The sequence below is a fragment of the Pseudomonas sp. JE3303 genome (assembly GCF_056312565.1).
The window spans coordinates 150,330-170,940 of sequence record NZ_JBWGIF010000011.1 but is presented as its reverse complement, the minus strand read 5'-3'; the positions used below and the strand labels follow the sequence as shown (position 1 = coordinate 170,940).

Below are 20,611 nucleotides of genomic sequence, written 5' to 3'. Positions count from 1 at the left end.
TCCCTCCGCTCTGGGTGCGCTGCTAAGGTAAATGCACCTTGGCAATCAGTATTTCCACATCTGGAGGCAGCATGTCAGTAGAAAAAGTAGCGATCATCACCGCCGGTGGCAGCGGTATGGGTGCGGCAGCAGCACGCCGCCTGGCAGCCGACGGTTTCAAGGTGGGCATCCTGTCTTCATCCGGCAAGGGTGAAGCGCTCGCCAATGAACTGGGCGGCATCGGAGTCACCGGTAGTAACCAGTCGTTGGAGGACTTGCAGCGGCTGGTCGACACCGTGGTCGAGAAGTGGGGACGCATCGATGTACTCGTCAACAGTGCAGGCCACGGCCCTCGTGCCCCCATCCTGGAAATCAGCGATGACGACTGGCACCAGGGGATGGAAACCTACTTGCTCAATGTGATCCGTCCGACCCGCTTGGTGACGCCGATCATGCAGCGTCAGCAAGGCGGCGTGATCATCAATATCTCGACTGCCTGGGCTTTCGAGCCTGTGGATCTGTTCCCGACATCCGCTGTGTTCCGCTCAGGCCTGGCTGCATTCACCAAGATATTCGCCGACAATTTCGCCGGCGACAATGTGCGGATCAACAATGTGCTCCCAGGCTGGATCGACAGCTTGCCGGCCACCGAGCAACGCCGCGACAGCGTTCCACTCAAGCGCTACGGCACCAGCGAGGAGATCGCTGCCACCATCGCTTTCCTTGCCAGCGAGGGCGCTGCCTACATCACTGGCCAGAACATCAAGGTCGATGGCGGCGTGACCCGCAGCGTCTGATCCTGCGCGGCAGCAGCCTCCGCTGCGGCCATCGTTTCGTGGAGCCGGCATGTGACGTCGGTGTAGCGTCATTACAAGCAGGCGCCCCTGTCACCAAATGAAAAGCCATTGTCGTCTGATGAGAAGCGTCTCAACAGGCCTCGTCTTACAGTCCAATCAGCGCAATTCGATGCAGCGACCCTATTGCAGATTGGAGTACAAGAAAAATGGCCAAAGCCGTACGTTTTTACGAAACCGGGGGTCCCGAGGTCCTGCGTTATGAGGACGTCGAAGTCGGCGAGCCTGGCCCCGGCCAGGTTCGCCTGCGTCATGTGGCGGTCGGGCTCAATTATGCCGACACCTACTTTCGCAATGGCACTTATCCGATCCCGATGCCCAATGGCATGGGGGTCGAGGCCTCGGGCGTGGTCCAGGCCGTAGGGGAGGGGGTGACCCATGTCCAGGTGGGGGATCGCGTCACCTACACCGGTTTTCTCAATACCCTCGGCGCCTACAGCACTGAGCGCCTGATACCGGCCGCGCCGCTGATCAAACTCCCGGAAACCATCAGTTTCGAAACCGCCGCGGCGATGACCATGCGCGGCCTGACCTCTTCGTACCTGATGCGCCGTATCTACGACTTCAAGGCCGACGACAGCATCCTGCTGCATGCCGCTGCCGGGGGTGTCGGCCTGATCGTTTCACAATGGGCCAAGCTGCTGGGCCTGAACGTGATCGGCACCGTGTCGACCGAGCAGAAGGGTGAAGTCGCCAAGGCCCACGGCTGTGATCATGTGATCAACTACAGCCACGAAGACGTCGCCGCGCGGGTTCGCGAACTGACTGACGGCGTGGGCGTCAACGTGGTCTTCGACAGCGTCGGCAAGAACACCTTCGCCGGCTCCCTCGACTCGCTCAAGCGGCGCGGCCTGATGGTATGCGTGGGCACCGCATCCGGACCGATTCCGGCGTTCGATCCGGTGATGCTGGCGATGAAGGGCTCACTGTTCCTGACCCGCCCGGCCCTGGCCGACTACATCGCTGATCCGGCGGAAAAGGCTGCACTGGCCGGTGAGCTGTTCGACCACGTCGGCAGCGGCCGGATCAAGATCGAGATCAACCAGCACTACGCCTTGCAGGATGCCGTGCAGGCGCATCGCGATCTTGAGTCCCGCAAGACCACCGGCTCGTCGATCTTCGTCATCTAGGGAGCTGCCAGCCATGAAAGTCGAACAGTTGACCTGCAGCATCGGCGCCGAACTGAGCGGTGTCAGTCTCGCGGATGCGGTGCATGACGACGGTCTGTTTGCAGAGATTCGTGGGCAATTGCTGAAGCATCGCGTGGTGTTCCTGCGCGATCAGGACATCACCCGCGCCGAGCATGTGGCTTTCGCCCGGCGCTTCGGCGAGCTGGAAGATCACCCGGTGGCCGGCAGCGATCCAGAGCATCCCGGACTGGTGCAGATCTACAAGAACCCTGACCAGCCGATGGATCGCTACGAAAACGCCTGGCACACCGATGCCACCTGGCGCGAAGCGCCTCCGATGGGTTGCGTGCTGCGCTGCGTCGAGTGCCCGCCGGTGGGAGGCGATACGATGTGGGCAAACATGGTCCAGGCCTACGCGAACTTGCCGGATGACGTGAAGGTGAAGATCGAGGGGCTGCGTGCGCGCCACAGCATCGAAGCCAGCTTCGGCGCGGCCATGCCGATCGAAAAGCGCCTGGCGCTCAAGGCGATGTACCCGGACGCCGAGCATCCGGTGGTGCGCACTCATCCTGAGACCGGTGAAAAGGTGCTGTTCGTCAACGCCTTTACCACGCACCTGAGCAACTACCACACCGCTGAGCGGGTGCGTTTCGGCCAGGACGCCAACCCGGGGGCGAGCGAGTTGCTGCGCTACCTGATCAGCCAGGCGTATATCCCCGAGTACCAGGTGCGCTGGCGATGGAAGCCCAACAGCATCGCCATCTGGGACAACCGCAGTACCCAGCACTACGCCGTCATGGATTACCCGCCGTGCCATCGCAAGATGGAGCGCGCCGGGATCGTCGGCGACAAGACTTACTGATCCACCGCCTCTGCATCCGCTCTCGTAAACACGTCCGCCCGGCGCGATTCCGGGTGGGCGGGACAATCATAAGAACTGGAGTAAACCATGCAATTCTTCGACGATTCCCTGCACCCGGAAACCATGCAAAAGGTAGTCATCACCGTGGCCCCGTACGGCCCGGAGTGGATGCCGGAAGACTTCCCGGAAGATATCCCGCTGACCATGGACGAGCAGGTTCACAAAGCAGTCGAATGCTATGAAGCCGGAGCCACCGTGCTGCATTTGCACGTGCGGGAGCTGGACGGCAAGGGTTCCAAGCGCCTGTCGAAATTCAACGAGCTGATCGCCGGTGTGCGTGAAGCCGTGCCAGACATGATCATCCAGGTTGGTGGCTCGATTTCCTTCGCGCCGGAGAGCGATGGCGAAGCGGCCAAGTGGCTGTCCGACGACACTCGTCACATGTTGGCCGAACTGACGCCAAAGCCGGATCAGGTCACGGTGGCGATCAACACCACCCAGATGAACATCATGGAGCTGCTGTACCCGGAGTACGTGGAAGGCACCTCGCTGGACAACCCGATGATCCACGCCGCCTACAGCGAAATGACTGTTCCGGCGGGACCCGCCTGGGTTGCCGAACATCTCAAGCGCCTGGCGGACAACGGCATCCAGCCACACTTTCAGCTGACTGGCATGCATGCCCTGGAAACCCTCGAGCGCCTGGTGCGCAGGGGCATCTACAAAGGCCCGCTGAACCTGACCTGGATCGGCATCGGTGGCGGCTTCGACGGCCCGAACCCGTTCAACTTCTTCAATTTCATCCACCGCGCGCCGGACGGCTGCACGCTGACCGCCGAATCGCTGCTGAAGAACGTGATGCCGTTCAACACCATGGCGATGGCCATGGGGCTGCACCCGCGCGTGGGCATCGAGGACACTATCATCGATCACAAGTGCAATCGTTTCAGCTCGGTTGCCCAGATCAGGCAGACCGTGCGTATTGCTCACGAACTGGGTCGCGAAATCGCCAGCGGCAAGGAAGCCCGCGAGATCTATCGCATCGGCGAGCAGTACGAAACCATCGAGCAAACCCTGCTGGCCAACGGTATGGCCCCCAACCGCAAGGCTGGGCAGAAAGGTGTGCCGCAACGCGGCTGACCGGTACGGCGAACGAGCGGCCGTGACCAATCGTTCGCCGAACGACTACCCGCTTGATAACAACAATAAAACGAAGTTTCGAGGAGGCTGCATGGCCTTTCACCCAACCGCTGCGGACGATGACGACGCGGGTTGTGCCGGTGTTGCCCGCCACTATGCCTGGATCGTCTTTGCATTGACGTTCGGCCTGTTGATTTCCGACTACATGTCACGCCAGGTACTGAACGCGGTGTTCCCGCTGCTCAAGGGCGAATGGGCGCTGAGTGACGGCCAGCTCGGCCTGCTCAGCGGGGTCGTTGCCCTGATGGTCGGGCTGCTGACGTTTCCCCTGTCGCTGATGGCCGACCGCTTCGGCCGGGTCAGGAGCCTGGCGCTGATGGCGATGCTCTGGAGTCTTGCGACCCTGGGCTGCGCGCTGGCCCAGGACTACCAGCAGATGTTCATCGCGCGCTTCATGGTCGGAGTTGGCGAGGCGGCCTACGGCAGCGTCGGCATCGCCGTGGTCATTTCGGTCTTCCCGAAACACATGCGTGCCACCCTGGCCAGTGCGTTCATGGCGGGCGGCATGTTCGGCTCTGTCCTGGGCATGGCCCTGGGTGGGGCGATCGCCGCCAAACTGGGCTGGCGCTGGTCGTTCGCCGGCATGTCGCTGTTCGGCCTGGTATTGGCAGTGTTGTACCCGATCATCGTCAAGGAAGCGCGCATCGCGCCGCAACGCGTGGTCAAGGCTGTCGCTGGGGTCAAGCGTCCGCTACGCACCTTGTGGTCCAGCCGCTCGGTGGTGGCCACCTACGTCGCCAGCGGTTTGCAGTTGTTTGTCGGCGGCACGGTGATGGTGTGGATTCCCAGCTATCTCAACCGCTACTACCACATGCCCACCGACAAGGCGGGCGGCATGGCGGCAATCGTCGTCCTGTGCAGCGGTGCCGGCATGATCCTGTGCGGCATGCTCAGCGACCGCTTGGGTCGTTACTCGCCAGAGCGCAAGGTCAGCCTGGCCATCGGTTTCTGCCTGGGCAGCTGCCTGTTGCTTTCGGCGGCTTTTGCCTTGCAGGCCGGGCCGTTGCAACTGGTGCTGGTCTGCCTGGGCATGTCGATCGCCGCGGGCACCACCGGCCCTTGCGGGGCGATGGTTGCCAACCTGACCCACTACTCGGTGCACGGCACGGCGTTCGCCACGCTGACCCTGGCCAACAACATGCTGGGACTGGCACCGGGACCGTTCATCACCGGCCGGGTATCCGATCTCATCGGCCTGGACGCCGCATTCCAACTGGTACCTCTGGTCAGCCTCGCGGCAGCGGCGGTGTTCTTCTATGCCAAGTGCCATTACCACAAGGACATTGCCCGCCTTCAGGGTGAGCGCGTGCCTGACACTGTCAGCGACGCCGGGCTGGGGGTGAAGTCATGAGCCGTCATCTGCAGTTCGACCGCCGGATGACGGTCATCGGTCGGCAGCCGGTATGACCCGGCGCGTTGCTGTCCCTGCCAGCAAAGAACCAGAGGCCGGTGGTCGCGCACTCTTCGAATTCGAAGACAAGTGCCTGGCGTTGTTCAACGTCGACGGGCAGCTGTTCGCCATTGACGACAGTTGCCCGCATCAGGGCGCCTCGTTGTGCGGCGGACGTCTCGAGGGCCGGGTCATCCAGTGCTGCGCACATGGCTTGCGCTTCGACCTGTGCAGCGGCTACCTGCTCAATTCCAGGCTGTTCAAAGTCAACAACTACCCGGTCGAGATCATTGACGGCCAGGCGTTCATCGTCATCGCTACCGAGGAGGCCGCGCCATGAGCGCCATCGCACTTTCCCGTATGCACAGCCGCACGCGCGAACTGGCACCGGGTTTCATCGTCAGTCTGATCGTCGCGGCTGCCGCGTCGTTCCTGTCCGAGCATTACACAGCACCGGTCATGCTGTTCGCCTTGCTGCTGGGCATGGCCCTGAACTTCCTGGCCGATGATGGCCCTTGCAAGGCCGGTATCGAATTCACCGCGCGCACGGTGCTGCGCATCGGCGTTGCGCTGCTGGGCATGCGCATCACGCTGGAGCAGATGGCGGCACTGGGCTGGAAGCCCATCGCACTGGTGGTGATCCTGGTGGCGGTGACCATCAGCGTATCGGTGGTCGCGGCGAAGGCCCTTGGTTTCCAGCGTCTGTTCGGCATGCTCACCGGTGGGGCAACGGCGATCTGCGGGGCCTCGGCGGCGTTGGCGCTGGCGGCGGCTCTGCCAAACCACCCGCAGAAAGAACGCGCCACGCTGTTTACCGTCATCGGCGTCTCGGCGCTGTCGACAATGGCCATGATTGTCTATCCGATGATTGCCAACTGGTTGGAGTTGTCACCCCAGGTGGCGGGCGTGTTCCTCGGCGCGACCATTCACGATGTGGCCCAGGTGGTCGGTGCCGGCTACAGCATGTCGACCGAGACCGGCGACACGGCCACCGTGGTCAAGCTGATGCGGGTTGCCATGCTGCTGCCGGTGATCGTCACCGCGGCGATGATCACGCGCATGCAAGGCGCAGATCCGACCGGCAGACGGCCACCGTTGTTGCCGTGGTTCGCTGTGGGCTTTCTGATTCTGGCAGGCATCAACAGCACTGGCTGGATCGCCCCGGCGGTACAGGGTTCGATCAACGAACTGTCGCGCTGGTGCCTGGTGATATCCATCAGTGCCCTGGGCATGAAGACCCGGCTCAAGGAGCTCGCGGCGGTCGGGATCAAGCCGATTCTGCTGATGATGGGGGAGACTGTGTTCCTCGTCGTGCTCGTGCTGTTGCTGCTGCGCTGGGGATTCTGAGCCCTTCCTTCCCGGGGGCGCAGCCGCGGTTTTTTGCCGTGCTGTCAGGACAGTCTGGTCCCCGTCTGTTTCTGCGCCCGCCACGTTGCTGGCGGCATGCCGAACTGGTTGATGAACCACCGGGTGAATGAGCTGGCCATGGAATAACCGAGCATGTCGGCAATCCTGCTCAGCGAGTAGTTCGGGTTGTCCAGGTAACGCAGGACCAGATCGCGGCGCACGTCGTTGATCACGTCATTGAACGCACAACCATCTTCCTTGAGACGGCGTTGCAACGTGCGCACGTTCATGCCCTGGCTCTGGGCAACCTGTTCGATGGTGGCGCGGCCCATGGGTAACAGCAGGTAGATGGCCTTGCGCACTTCGAACAGCATCGAAGTGCCTTCATGGCGCTGCAGCGAATCAAGGTAGCTCTGGGCATGACGGGCCATGGCAGGGTCCGCGTTGGGGTTGGTCATGTCGAGGCTGGCGTTGGAACAGACGATGCCGTTGAACTCGCTGCCGAACTCCAGGGTGCAGCCGAACAGCCGTCGATGCAGTTGCAGATTGTCCGGCGGCTGGTGCATGAAGTTGACGCTGTAAGGGTGCCAGTGCGGGCCGAGCAGGGCCGCGCACAAGCGAAACATCACGCCGATGGCCAGCTCGGTAGCCTGCCGGCTGGGCATTGGCGAGTCGGTCACTACTTCTTCACGAATGATCACCATCTTGCCGGCCTCTTCGATGAAGATCGCCAGCGAGTCATTCATCAGATGCCGGTAATGCACCACCACCTGCAACGCCTCGCGCAGGGTGCGCTGGTGGCTGAGCAGCAGGCTGACCACGCCGAAGTCCGAGAGCTGCCGGGATTCGGCCATGCTCAGGCCGAAGGTCTGGCAACCACTGGCGGCGGCGGAGTCTTCCAGCAGGCGCACAGCGGCATCGATGGGGATGCGGTGTTCGGGCGCCTGCAACTGGGCCCTGCTCAAGCCGACGGCGACCAGTGCATCGCGCGGGTTGAAACCCAGGTATTGGGTGACCTCCAGGTAGTTGGTCAATACAGCGGCGCGGACCTGCTGTGGCATGCGAGGGTCTTCCCTGGGCCGAGGGTGGATGGCATTGGCGGCGACTATATCCAGCGCATCGTCCGTTGAACAGGTGCCCTGTCGTGGATGGAATGCATGCTGGACGGTGCCTGACGACGCTGCTCCGCAGAGCAATCCAGGGTCATCCGTTCATTACAGTGACCCGGCGCCAACCCGCGGGGTTTTTCGACCAGTGGTCGAGGCGATGGAGCACCGCACCCCTTGTCATCAAAAGAAAAGTGCCTGACGTCCAATGTGAAGCGCCCCAGGCCGGCGCTCTTTAATGTCGACCCTACAAGAAGCCCCTGGCGAAAACAGCCAGTCGATTTATCGAGAAAGCGAAGGTGTCGACCGTGGACAAAATGCAAACCGCCGCCGTTCTGATAGTGGCCTCGGCCATTCTCGCGGCAACCGTGCCGATGGCCCATGCGGCCGAGATCGAGACAGGCAATCCGGACTGGACCGTTCGCCTGGACAACACCGTCAAGTACAACTACGGCGTACGCACCGAAAGCGCCGACAAGCGCATGTTGGCCACACCGAACAACAACGACGGCGACTACAACTTCCGCAAGGCCGGCACCAACATCACCAACCGTGTGGACTTGCTGACCGAGATGGACGTGGTCTACCAGAACCACATGGGCTTTCGCGTCAGCGCTGCCAGCTGGTACGACAAGGCCTACGAGAACACGGGCTCCAATTCCAACCCGTTCGTCAACGGCAACGGTTCGACCTCGGGCCTGATCGCCAATGACCCGCGCCTGGCAGGTGTCAGCAATGACAACGTCGGCACTGGCAGCCCGCACCTGAGCAACTACGCCCAACGCTACTACACCGGTCCGTCCGGCGAAATCCTCGATGCCTTCGTGTTCTATAGCACCGAGATCGGCGAAGAATCGCTGCTGAGCGTCAAGGCCGGTCAGCACAACGTGTTCTGGGGCGAGACCATTCTCAACCCGGTCCATTCGGTCAGCTATGGCCAGTCGGGCCTCGACCTGGCCAAGCTTGCCGCGTCGCCCGGGACAGAAGCCAAGGAACTGTTCGTCCCGCGTAACCAGCTGTCGATGTCGTTCACCGTCAACCCTGAACTGACCGTGGGCGCCCAGTACTTTCTCGACTGGGACGAAGCGCGCCTGCCGGAAGCGGGTACCTACTACGGGGGTTCCGACCTGGTCGGCTTCGGTGCGCAGTCGTTCCTGCTCGGCAACACCAACGCCGTGGTCCCGGGCAGCCCGCTGGGCTGTGGCCTGGCACCGTGCAACGGCCTGACCAATGTCCGTCGCGGCCATGACCTGACGCCGGACAAGCGTGGTGACTGGGGCATCATGGCCAAATGGTCGCCGGCCTGGCTGGATGGCACCCTGGGCGTCTACTACCGCGAGACGTCGGAAATCCTCCCGCAAGCCTGGCTGGATGCCCGTGGCCTGAGTTCGGCCAACCCCAACGGTACCCCGCCGGCAGGCGCAGTCCCCGCGGTGATCAATACCCTCAACTCGCTGAACACCGCCACCTATCAGATGGCCTATGCCGACAACATCAAGATCGTCGGCCTGAGCCTTTCCAAGGACGTCGGCGGGGTGAGCGTGGGGTCGGACCTGAATGTCCGCCACAACATGCCGCTCGCCAGTATCCCGGCGATTGTCAGCACCAACAGTCCGCTGGGCCTGGGCCAAGGCCTTGGCCTGCTGCCCCCGCGGACCGACGCCACCGGGGTGGTCTACGACTCTCCGGAAAAGGGCGACAGCATGGCGGCCACCGGCGACACCTTGCACTGGACCATCAACGGCTTGATGACCCTCGCGGATACGCCGCTGTTCGACTCCGCGACCCTGCTTGGCGAGCTCTACTACAGCAACCTGCTCAAGCTCGATAGCAAGAACGAGGCGCTCTACAAAGGCAAGGGCAGCTATCGCGGCATCGACGCGCCGACCCGGGACAACTGGGGCATCGCGGTCAACTTCACACCGACCTGGTACCAGGTGTTCCCCGGCGTCGACCTCAACGCACCGATGTCCATCAACCTGGGCGTCGATGGCGTTTCACCGGTCTCCGGTGGCGGTGCCAAGGACACCGGCAACTACGCCATCGGCCTCGGCGCGGTTGTGTACAACAAGTACTTCGTCGACCTGAAGTACGTGGACTCTTTCGGCAAGACCGGCAAGTGCAACGTCAGCGGTGTGAGCACTGGCCCCACCAGCGGCGACGGCTCCACGCCAAATGCCTTTAGCGGCAACCAGAACTATGCCTGTTACGCCGGCGGCCATTCGGCCTTCTCCGGCGGTGGTGCAACGACTGAGGACCGTGGCGCCGTTTACCTGACGATGAAAACCACCTTTTGATGCACCACTGATTTGCTCAATGCAAGCAGGAGAATAACAAGATGAAATTCGCAAAAACCGTATTGGCTGTTTCGCTGACCATGGTCCTTGCCGCCCAGGCACAGGCCGCTGTTTCAACCCAGGACGCTGCCAAGCTGGGCAGCAGCCTCACCCTGGTGGGCGCCGAAAAGGCCGGCAACGCTGATGGCTCCATCCCTGCCTACAACGGCGGCCTGACCACACCACCCGCCAGCTTCAAGTCCGGCGACAGCATGCGTCCGGACCCGTTTGCCAGCGAAAAACCAGTGCTGGTGATCGACGGCCAGAACGTCGATCAATACAAGAGCCTGCTCAGCGCCACCACGGTCGAACTCGCCAAGCGCTTCCCGACGTTCCGTGTCGATGTGTACCCGACCCATCGCTCCGTGTCGCTGCCACAGGCAGTGCTGGATAACGGCGTGAAGAACGCCAGCGGCGCCAAGTCCCTGGAAGGGGGGCTGGCCATCGACAATGTGTTGCCGGGCGTGCCGTTCCCGATCCCGCAGTCGGGCAACGAGGCAATGTGGAACTTCCTGCTGCGCTACCAGGGCGTGAGCATCAACTCCAAGTACGACTCGTGGAACGTCGACTCCGCAGGCGTACCGAGCCTTGCGACCACCGGGCAGGCGTTCATCTCCTACCCGATCTACGAGAACCTGTCGCAGCCCATCAGCAGCGCCGACGTGTACTACCAGATGAAGCTTTCGTACACCGGGCCTGCGCGCCGTGCCGGCGAGGCGGTGATGCTCAAGGATGCCGCCAACCCGCTGCAGCAACCACGCCGCGCCTGGCAGTACCTTCCCGGTCAGCGCCGGGTGAAACTGGCCCCGAACCTGGCCTACGACACGCCCAACCCAGGTACCGCCGGGGCGGGCACCTACGATGACGTGTTCGTGTTCAACGGTGCGCTGGACCGCTACGACTGGAAGCTGGTGGGCAAGCAGGAAATGATCGTGCCCTACAACACCTACAAGCTGACCTACGCCAAGGATCCGAAGTCGCTGACCACCGCCAACCACCTCGCGCCGGACTTCGTGCGCTGGGAAAAACACCGCGTCTGGGTCGTCGAAGGCACTCTCAAGTCCGGTGCCCGGCACATCTACGCCAAGCGCCGCTTCTATCTTGACGAAGACAGCTGGACCGCTCTGGCCTCGGATCAATACGACGCCCGTGGTCAGCTCTATCGCGGCTCCTTCGCCTTCCTCAGCCAGAGCTATGACAAGCAGGTGCCGGACTCCACGCCGTTCATGATCTACGACCTGGTGGGTGGTTCCTACAACATCAACGGCGTGGTCGGCCCGTACGGCGGCATCAAGTACATCGAGCCGCTCTCCAAGGCGCAGTGGTCGTCGGAATCCCTCGCCGGTGCAGGCATTCGCTAAGCCAACCGCAAACAAGCGTCCACTCGATTCCCTGCCCACGAGGCGATGGGGTCGAGCGGGCGTCAGGTTCGAACGTAAGGCACACGCAGGTGTGTGCCAGCGCGGTTTCCGAAGAGGAGGCGGTATGTGTTCGTCTAGAAATTATTTGAGGCTGGCGTTCGGCATTGTACTGGGCGTGTTGCAAGGCGTCACTCACGCAGCCGACTACGTCGATGTGCTGGACCTGCCCGCCAAGGTCAGCGCCGTGGCCAGCAACAGCCCGTTGTCCGGAATGGCCCGCGCCGGTGAGCGTGTGATCGCCGTCGGCCAGCGTGGCCATATCCTGTATTCCGACAATGACGGCAAGCAGTGGCAGCAGGCTAGCGTGCCGGTCAGTGCCGACCTTACCGCAGTGGACTTTCCGACCACCGCCCAGGGTTGGGCAGTGGGCAATGACGGCGTGGTGCTGCACAGCAACGACGCCGGCGCAACCTGGCAAAAGCAGCTCGATGGCCGCCAGATCGGCGCCTTGCTGGTCAATCATTACACCACGCTGGCCGGTGCCGAGCCCAACAATGAGCAATGGCCTTTGCTCATTGCCGAAGGCCAGCGCCTGGTAGAGCAGGGCGCGGACAAACCGTTGCTCGACGTGTGGTTCGCCAACGACAAGGTCGGCTACGTGGTCGGCGTGTTCAACCTGATCCTGCGCACCGACGACGGTGGCCAGACCTGGCGTCCATTCCAGGACCGCACCGACAATCCCCAGGGCTTGCACCTCAACGCCATCGCCTCCACCGGTGACGCGATATACATCGCTGGCGAGCAAGGCCTGTTGCTCAAATGGGATGACAACACGCAACGCTTCGTTGCCGTGCCGACGCCCTATCAAGGCAGCTTTTTCGGCGTGCTTGGCAAACCCGGGGAGGTGCTCGTGTACGGCCTGCGCGGCAACGTCTTGCGCAGCAGCGACGGCGGCCATGACTGGACAGCGTTGAACACTGGCCTGCACGTCAGCATCACCGCCGGCCTGATCGATGCCCAAGGCAATTACCGGCTGTTCACCCAGGGCGGGCAGATGCTGGTCAGCCAGGGCGCTGGCGCACAATTGCAGCTGGTGCAAAAGCCCGCGCGCGCACCGGTTTCCGCTGCCACCCAGGCTACCGATGGCGCGTTGCTGGTCGCAGGCAGCCGCGGAGCCCAGACGCTGGCCGCCGACCCGGCCCTCGAACCCTAATAGCGAGAACCCAGACATGGGCACTATCAAACAAGACGCCATGCCGGTGATCCGCGAACTGCGGGATTTCGACCAGCATTCTGGCAATCTCCTCGAGCGGCTGGTGTTCAACTACCGCCCGCTGTTCATGCTGCTGATGGCGTTGGCGACGGTGCTGCTGGGCTACATAGCCACGACCCGCCTCGAGTTGCGCCCCAGCTTCGAAAAAATGATTCCGCAGAGCCAGCCGTATATCCAGAACTTCCTGGAAAACCGCCAGTCGCTGCGGGGTCTGGGCAACTCGGTGCGCGTGGTGGTCGAGAACACCCAGGGCGACATTTTCGACCCCGCTTACCTCGACGTGCTCAAGCAGGTCAACGACCAGTTGTTTCTCACCGAAGGCGTCGATCGCGCCTGGATGAAGTCGCTGTGGAGCCCGTCGGTGCGCTGGACCGAAGTCACCGAGGACGGCTTCCAGGGTGGTCCGGTCATGCCCGACACCTATTCGGGGCAGCCGGAACAGATCGAGCAGTTGCGCCAGAACATCTCCCGCGCCGGTCTGGCCGGCAGCCTGGTGGCCAGCGACTTCAAGTCGACCATGCTGGTCGTGCCGCTGCTGGACAAGGCCGCCGCCGGTGGCCAGCGGATCAACTACCACGCCTTCTCGCAGATGCTCGAAGAGCAGGTGCGCGACAAGATCGAATTCGCCGGCGACAGCCAGGCGCGCAAGGCGGGGGAGGAGGGCAAGGGCCCGTACAAGGTCCGGGTGATCGGCTTTGCCAAACTGATGGGCGACCTGATCGACGGCCTGATCCAGGTGATGATGTTTTTCGGCCTGGCCGTCATCACCTCGTTGCTCATCATCTACGCCTACACCCGCTGCGTGCGCAGCACCCTGCTGGTGGTTGGCTGCTCGCTGATCGCGGTGGTCTGGCAGCTGGGCATTGTCGCCTGGCTCGGCTATGCCATCGACCCGTACTCGGTGCTGGTGCCGTTCCTGATCTTCGCCATCGGCGTCTCCCATGCCGCGCAGAAGATGAACGGCATCATGCAGGACATCGCCCGCGGCACCCACCGACTGATCGCCGCGCGCTACACCTTCCGCCGCCTGTTCATCGCCGGCGTCACCGCACTGCTCGCGGATGCCGTGGGCTTCGCGGTGCTGATGCTGATCGACATCCCGGTGATCCAGGACCTGGCGATCACCGCCAGCATCGGCGTCGCCGTGCTGATATTCACCTCGCTGTTGCTGATGCCGGTGGCGCTGTCGTATGTCGGTGTCGGCGCCAAGGCTGCCGAGCGCGCATTGAAGATCGACTCCCGCGCCGATCACCACAAAGGCTTCGGCAAGCTTTGGGATCTGCTCGATCGCTTCACCACCGGCAGATGGGCAACGGGGGCAGTGCTGGTTGCCGTCTTGATGGGCATCGGCGGCTTCATGGTCAGCCTGAACCTGAAGATCGGCGACCTGGAAAGTGGTGCGCCGGAGTTGCGTGCGGACTCGCGCTACAACCGCGACAACGCGTACATCACCGAGCACTACGCGCTGTCGAGCGACCTCTTCGCGGTGATGATCAAGACCGCGCCGGAAGGCTGCCTGAACTACAAGACGCTGGTGCTCGCCGACCGCCTGGCCTGGGAGCTGCAGCAGTATCCCGGCGTCCAGGCCACCGTTTCGCTGGTCAACGCGGTGCGGCAGATCACCGCTGGCACCTTCGAGGGCAACCCCAAGCTCAACAGCATCCAGCGCAACCAGGACGTGCTCAACTACGCCGCGCAGCAAGCCTCGGTCAACTCGCCGGAGCTGTTCAACAACAACTGCTCGCTGATGCCCGTCATCGCTTTCCTGAAGGACCACAAGGCCGAGACGCTGGACGCCGTGGTGGCGATTGCCGACAGGTTCGCCAGGGAGAACAGCACTGAAGATCGGCAGTTCCTGCTCGCCGCCGGCACCGCCGGCATCGAGGCCGCGACCAACATCGTCGTGCGCGAGGCCAATCGCACCATGCTGCTGTACGTCTACGCGGCGGTGACGCTGTTCTGCCTGATCACCTTCCGCAGCTGGCGCGCCACGCTGGTGGCATTGTTGCCGCTGGTGCTCACCTCGATCCTCTGCGAAGCCTTGATGGTGGCCATGGGCATCGGCGTGAAAGTCGCGACCCTGCCGGTCATCGCGCTAGGCGTGGGCATCGGCGTCGACTACGCCTTGTACCTGCTCAGCGTGCAGTTGCACTTCCAACGCCAGGGCCTACCGCTGTCCCAGGCCTACCGCAACGCTGTGTCGTTCACCGGCCGGGTGGTCGGGCTGGTGGGCATCACCCTGGCTGCCGGGGTTGTGTGCTGGGTCTGGTCGCCCATCAAGTTCCAGGCCGACATGGGCATCCTGCTGACCTTCATGTTCCTGTGGAACATGCTCGGCGCACTGATCCTGATCCCGGCCCTGTCGTACTTCCTGCTGCGCAAACGGGTGCCTGTCGTGGGCGCCCAGGGCGCGCAACCCGAAACCACCGAACGTCCCGGCATGCCCCATGCCATGACCACTTCCGAGTAAGCAACGATGTCTGACTACAAAGCTCCCCTGCGCGACATGCGCTTCGTGCTCAACGAGGTTTTCCAGGTGTCCCGGCTGTGGGACACATTGCCCGCCCTGGCCGAAGTGATCGATGCAGAAACCGCCGCCGCGATCCTTGAAGAGGCCGGCAAGATCAGCGCCGAAGTGATCGCACCATTGAACCGCGCCAGCGACGAACAGGGCTGTGCCTGGAGCAACGGATCGGTGACAGCGCCGGAGGGTTTTGCCGAGGCCTACCGTGCCTTCGCCGACGGCGGATGGGTCGGTGTGGGTGGCGATCCGCAGTTCGGTGGCATGGGCATGCCCAAGGCAATCTCGGCGCAGGTCGAAGAGATGGTCAACTCGGCCAGCCTGTCGTTTGGCCTCTACCCGATGCTGACGGCGGGCGCTTGCCTGTCGATCAACGCCCACGCCAGTGAAGCACTCCGGCAGTGCTATCTGCCGAAGATGTACGCGGGCACCTGGACCGGTTCGATGTGCCTGACCGAAGCCCATGCCGGCACCGATCTGGGCCTGATCCGCACGCGCGCCGAACCTCAGCCGGACGGCAGCTACAAGATCAGCGGCAGCAAGATCTTCATCACCGGCGGCGATCACCAGCTGACGGAGAACATCATTCACCTGGTGCTGGCGCGGCTGCCGGACGCACCGGCGGGGCCGAAGGGCATCTCGCTGTTCCTGGTGCCCAAGGTGCTGGTCAACGCCGACGGCTCGCTGGGTGAACCCAACGCCCTGGGCTGCGGCTCCATCGAACACAAGATGGGCATCAAGGCCTCTGCCACCTGCGTGATGAACTTCGACGGCGCCACAGGCTGGATCATCGACGCGCCGAACAAAGGCCTGGGGGCGATGTTCACCATGATGAACTACGAGCGCCTGGGCGTCGGCATCCAGGGCCTGGCGCAAGGTGAGCGCTCGTACCAGAGCGCCGTCGAATATGCCCGCGACCGCCTGCAAAGCCGCGCGCCGAGCGGTGCACAGTTCCAGGAAAAGTCCGCCGACCCGATCATCGTCCACCCCGATGTCCGGCGCATGCTGATGACCATGAAGGCCCTGAATGAAGGTGGCCGCGCATTCTCCAGCTACGTGGCGCTGCAACTGGACACCGCCAAGTACAGCGAAGATGAAGTCGCCCGCAACCGCGCCCATACGCTGGTGGCGCTGCTGACGCCGGTGGCCAAGGCATTCCTCACCGACATGGGCCTGGAAACCACCCTCCACGGCCAGATGGTGTTCGGCGGCCACGGCTATATCCGCGAGTGGGGCCAGGAGCAGCTGGTGCGTGACGTGCGCATCACGCAGATCTACGAAGGCACCAACGGCATCCAGTCCCTGGACCTGGCCGGGCGCAAGGTCGTCGGCAGCGGCGGGGCACTGTATCGACTGTTTGCCTGCGAAATGCGCAGCTTCAGCGCCAATGCCAGCGCCGACCTCGGCGAGTTCACCAAACCGCTGAACACCGCCATCGACACTCTCGACGAACTGACCACCTGGCTGCTGGACCGCGCACAGGGTAATCCAGACGAGATCGGTGCCGCCTCTGTCGAGTACCTGCACGTGTTTGGCTACACCGCCTACGCCTACATGTGGGCGCGCATGGCCGAGGCCGCCTTGAGCAGCCAGTCATCGGACGATTTCTACGCCGGCAAGCTGGCCACCGCGCGCTTCTACTTCGCGCGTCTGCTGCCGCGCATCCATTCGTTGAGTGCCGCGGCCAAGGCCGGTAGTGAATGCCTCTTTGCGCTGCAAGCCGATCAGTTCTAAGGAAAAGGGACCCCAATCATGATGGCGACAAAAATAATTCCGCCCGCCGACGGTGCCTATGCCTACCCCTTGCTGATCAAGCAATTGCTGTTGTCCGGCGTGCGCTACGAGCCGGGCCGGGAGATCGTCTACGCCGACAGGCTGCGCTACAGCTACCAGACGCTGAACACGCGCATCCGCCGCCTGGCCAACGCCCTGACTGCCGCCGGGGTAAAGCCCGGCGACACCGTGGCCCTGCTCGATTGGGACAGCCATCGCTACCTGGAATGCTTCTTCGCCGTGCCGATGATCGGCGCGGTGCTGCACACGGTGAACATTCGCCTGTCGATGGAACAGGTGCTCTACACGATGAACCACGCCGAGGATGACCTGGTGCTGGTGCATGATGACTTCCTGCCCATGGTCGAGCAGATCCAGGGGCGGCTCAGCACCGTGAAGCGCTATGTCCAGCTGACCGACGACACGCCAATGGGGACGTCCTTGCCGGTGCTGGGTGAGTACGAGCACCTGCTGTCCCAGGCATCGGACCACTATGACTTTCCCGACTTCGACGAGAACTCGGTAGCGACCCTGTTCTATACCACCGGCACGACCGGCGACCCAAAGGGCGTGTACTTCACCCATCGCCAGCTGGTGCTGCATACCCTGGCTGCGGTGGGTACGCTGGGCGCCTACCAGGGCCAGCCGCTGCTGCGCTCCGACGACGTGTACATGCCGATCACGCCCATGTTCCACGTGCACGCCTGGGGCGTGCCGTATGTGGCGACCCTGATGGGCATCAAGCAGGTCTATCCCGGCCGCTACGAACCCAACAGCCTGGTCAGGCTGTACCGTGAGGAGAAGGTGACCTTCTCGCACTGTGTGCCGACCATCCTGCAGATGATCCTCAACTGCGAGGAAGGCAAGCGGGCGCGCTTTGACGGTTGGAAAATACTCCTCGGTGGCAGCGCCCTGACCCTTGGCATCGCCAGCGAAGCCAGCGGCAAGGGCATGGTGGTGCATGCCGGCTACGGCATGTCGGAAACCTGCCCACTGCTGTGTGTGACCTACCTGCGAGAAGAAGACCTCGCGCTGTCCCGCGAAGCCCAGCTGCCGCTGCGCATCAGGACCGGCACCACGGTGCCGATGGTCGACCTGAAGATCATCGACGCCGAGGGCAATGACGTCGCCCACGACGGCGAGTCCCTCGGCGAAATCGTCGTCCGCGCACCCTGGCTGACCCAAGGCTATCTGAAAGACCCGGCAAAAGGCGCCGAACTCTGGCACGACGGCTGGCTTCATACCGGCGACCTGGCCTCCATCGACATGCTCGGTGGCGTGGAAATCAAGGACCGCATCAAGGATGTGATCAAGACCGGCGGCGAGTGGATCAGCTCCCTGGAACTGGAGAGCCTGATCAGCGAACACCCGGCCGTGATGTCGGTCGCGGTGGTGGGCATCGTCGACGCGCAGTGGGGCGAACGACCCATGGCCATGGTGGTGGGCGAGCCGGGGCAGTACCTGGACTGCAAGCTCCTGGAGACTCATCTGCAAGCCTACGTCGATGGCGGGCGCATCAACAAATGGGCGATACCCAAGCGGTTCGTCTTCGTCGCCGAGATCCCCAAGACCAGCGTCGGCAAGATCAACAAGAAACTGATCCGCGAAAGCGCGGCCAACTGACCGCTACAACTGCAACCGGGCTCGCAGCCCGGCATCACGAGAGCCGCCATGAGCAGATCCACCCGAACCAGCGAGACTACCACCAACACCAAGCGCCCTCCGGGAACCAGCCGAAAGCGAGGCGCTCGCAAGGCTGGCGTTGCCCCGGACAGCACCCATCAGCACGAGCTTATCGGCACCGCGACCAACCAGACCCTTGCGGGCAATCCGCTCGTCAGCGTGCGCGCAGCGGACCTGGCCAGCTCGGCCGGCTACCTGCTCAAAGCCGTAGGCACGTCGCCGCTCAAGGCCGGGGCTCACGTGGGCGGCTACCTGAAGGCGCTGAGCGCGATCGCCAGCGGCAACTCCAGGCTTGAGCCGGACCCGAAGGACAAGCGCTTCGCGGACCCGGCCTGGCAATCCAACGCCTTCCTGCACGCACTGTTGCAGAGCTACCTGGCCGGCCAGGGCGAGTTGACCCGCTTCATCGCATCCACCGACCTTGTCCCGCTGGAAAAGAGCCGAGCCCAGTTCGTCGCAGCGCTGCTGGTCGATGCACTGGCACCGAGCAACTCGCCGCTGACCAATCCGTCGGCACTGCGCAAGCTGGTGGACACTGGCGGCATGAGCCTGGCCAGGGGCATCCGTCAATTCGGCGAGGATGTGCTGCACAACCGGGGCCTGCCCAAGCAGGTCGACAGCACGCCGTTCAAGGTCGGGGAGAACATCGCCACGGCCAAGGGCGAAGTGGTGTTTCGCAACGAGATGTTCGAGTTGCTGCAGTTCGCGCCCACCACCGAAAACGTCTACGCACGGCCCTTGGTGATGTCACCGCCGCAGATCAACAAGTACTACGCCATCGACCTGTCGCCGGAGAAAAGCCTGGTCAAGTGGATACAGGACAGTGGCGTGACGCTCTTTGTCATCAGTTGGCGAAATCCCACTCGCGAGCATCGCGACTGGGGCCTGTCCGACTACGCGCTGTGCCTCGACCAGGCCGTGGAGGTGGCGCGCAAGATCACCGGCAGCCCCGACGTGAACATGTGGGGTTCCTGCTCGGGCGGCATCACCCTGGCGGCGTACCTGGGCTGGCTGGCCGCCCGCGGCGAAGGCCACAAGGTGGCCAACACCAGCTGGGCCGTGTGCGTGCTCGACATGCCCTCGGCGCTGGGCGACACCACCCTGGGGCTGTTCACTACGCCGGCTGCATTGCGCGCGGCCAAGGCCAGCTCACGGCGCAAGGGCGTGCTGAGCGGGCAGGACATGGCCCGCATGTTCGCCTGGATGCGCCCCAACGACCTGATCTGGAACTACTGGGTCAACAACTACCTGCTGGGCAACAAGCCACCGGCCTTCGACATCCTGGCCTGGAACAACGACACCACGCGGCTCCCGGCCCAATTGCACGCGGACTATCTCGATCTGATCCAGCAGAATCCCTACAGCAACCCGGGCACGCTGGAGATTGCTGGCGAGCTCATCGACATGACCCAGGTGAGGGTAGGGGCGTATGTGGTGGGCGGCACCACCGACCACATCACCCCCTGGCAGGGGTGCTACGGCACTGCCCGGATGTTTGGCGAGGAGGCAACGTACGTGCTGTCCAACGCCGGCCACCTGCAGAGTCTGGTGAACCCGCCTGGCAACCCCAAGTCGTTCTACTACGCGGGGCCTGCTACTGCAGATGCCGCTGAGACCTGGTTGGAAAAGGCCGGGGAGCGGCAGCAAGGCAGTTGGTGGCCGCATTGGCGCGAATGGATCGGACAACGGTCGGGCGACAGTCAGCCCGCGCCGAAGAAGCCTGGGTCGCGCAAGTATCCGCGGCTTGGCCCGGCGCCGGGTACGTATGTGATGGAGCGTTGAGGATCGACGACGTG

Annotated in this window: 15 protein-coding genes; 14 read left to right on the top strand and 1 reads right to left on the bottom strand. The window is 63.2% G+C overall.

Annotated elements, in window-relative coordinates; genetic code table 11:
* Nucleotides 1-71: 71 nt before the first annotated feature.
* The 7 genes from AC0ZZU_RS17020 (at nt 72) to AC0ZZU_RS16990 (ending at nt 6,762) form a co-directional block, all read left to right on the top strand.
* The gene (locus AC0ZZU_RS17020; protein WP_476342273.1) at nt 72-776 is read left to right on the top strand and encodes an SDR family oxidoreductase; all 705 of its coding nucleotides are present in this window, start codon (nt 72-74) and stop codon (nt 774-776) included.
* 206 nt (nt 777-982) lie between these two features.
* Nucleotides 983-1,963, top strand: coding sequence for a quinone oxidoreductase family protein (locus AC0ZZU_RS17015; protein WP_476342271.1), 981 nt, complete (start codon nt 983-985; stop codon nt 1,961-1,963).
* 13 nt (nt 1,964-1,976) lie between these two features.
* Entirely contained in the window at nt 1,977-2,825 is an 849-nt protein-coding gene (locus tag AC0ZZU_RS17010) for a TauD/TfdA dioxygenase family protein (RefSeq protein WP_476342270.1), read from the top strand.
* A gap of 87 nt (nt 2,826-2,912) precedes the next feature.
* Complete coding sequence (locus tag AC0ZZU_RS17005) at nt 2,913-3,965, top strand: beta-keto acid cleavage family enzyme (RefSeq protein WP_476342269.1); 1,053 nt, start codon at nt 2,913-2,915, stop codon at nt 3,963-3,965.
* 91 nt (nt 3,966-4,056) lie between these two features.
* Nucleotides 4,057-5,376, top strand: coding sequence for an MFS transporter (locus AC0ZZU_RS17000; RefSeq protein ID WP_476342267.1), 1,320 nt, complete (start codon nt 4,057-4,059; stop codon nt 5,374-5,376).
* A gap of 52 nt (nt 5,377-5,428) precedes the next feature.
* On the top strand, nt 5,429-5,755 hold the full coding sequence (locus tag AC0ZZU_RS16995; protein WP_476342266.1) for a Rieske (2Fe-2S) protein: 327 nt from the start codon (nt 5,429-5,431) through the stop codon (nt 5,753-5,755).
* Nucleotides 5,752-6,762, top strand: coding sequence for a YeiH family protein (locus tag AC0ZZU_RS16990; protein WP_476342265.1), 1,011 nt, complete (start codon nt 5,752-5,754; stop codon nt 6,760-6,762). The genes AC0ZZU_RS16995 and AC0ZZU_RS16990 overlap by 4 nt, the downstream gene beginning before the upstream one ends.
* Before the next feature lie 44 nt (nt 6,763-6,806).
* On the opposite strand, the gene AC0ZZU_RS16985 is transcribed toward AC0ZZU_RS16990, so the two are convergent.
* Complete coding sequence (locus tag AC0ZZU_RS16985; RefSeq protein WP_476342264.1) at nt 6,807-7,823, bottom strand: AraC family transcriptional regulator; 1,017 nt, start codon at nt 7,821-7,823, stop codon at nt 6,807-6,809.
* Between the two features lie 362 nt (nt 7,824-8,185).
* On the opposite strand from AC0ZZU_RS16985, the gene AC0ZZU_RS16980 reads away from it, so the two are divergent.
* The 7 genes from AC0ZZU_RS16980 (at nt 8,186) to AC0ZZU_RS16950 (ending at nt 20,597) form a co-directional block, all read left to right on the top strand.
* A complete protein-coding gene (locus AC0ZZU_RS16980) occupies nt 8,186-10,165 on the top strand; it encodes a DUF1302 domain-containing protein (RefSeq protein WP_476342364.1) in 1,980 nt (659 codons plus the stop codon).
* Between the two features lie 41 nt (nt 10,166-10,206).
* The gene (locus tag AC0ZZU_RS16975; protein ID WP_476342263.1) at nt 10,207-11,565 is read left to right on the top strand and encodes a DUF1329 domain-containing protein; all 1,359 of its coding nucleotides are present in this window, start codon (nt 10,207-10,209) and stop codon (nt 11,563-11,565) included.
* Between the two features lie 124 nt (nt 11,566-11,689).
* Nucleotides 11,690-12,778: a WD40/YVTN/BNR-like repeat-containing protein gene (locus AC0ZZU_RS16970; protein ID WP_476342261.1), complete on the top strand. Its 1,089-nt coding sequence runs from the start codon at nt 11,690-11,692 to the stop codon at nt 12,776-12,778.
* Between the two features lie 16 nt (nt 12,779-12,794).
* Nucleotides 12,795-15,308, top strand: coding sequence for an efflux RND transporter permease subunit (locus AC0ZZU_RS16965; RefSeq protein WP_476342260.1), 2,514 nt, complete (start codon nt 12,795-12,797; stop codon nt 15,306-15,308).
* Between the two features lie 6 nt (nt 15,309-15,314).
* Nucleotides 15,315-17,093, top strand: coding sequence for an acyl-CoA dehydrogenase C-terminal domain-containing protein (locus tag AC0ZZU_RS16960; RefSeq protein WP_476342259.1), 1,779 nt, complete (start codon nt 15,315-15,317; stop codon nt 17,091-17,093).
* A gap of 18 nt (nt 17,094-17,111) precedes the next feature.
* Entirely contained in the window at nt 17,112-18,755 is a 1,644-nt protein-coding gene (locus AC0ZZU_RS16955; protein WP_476342258.1) for a fatty acid--CoA ligase, read from the top strand.
* 48 nt (nt 18,756-18,803) lie between these two features.
* Nucleotides 18,804-20,597: an alpha/beta fold hydrolase gene (locus AC0ZZU_RS16950; protein ID WP_476342257.1), complete on the top strand. Its 1,794-nt coding sequence runs from the start codon at nt 18,804-18,806 to the stop codon at nt 20,595-20,597.
* The last annotated feature ends 14 nt before the right edge of the window (nt 20,598-20,611 follow it).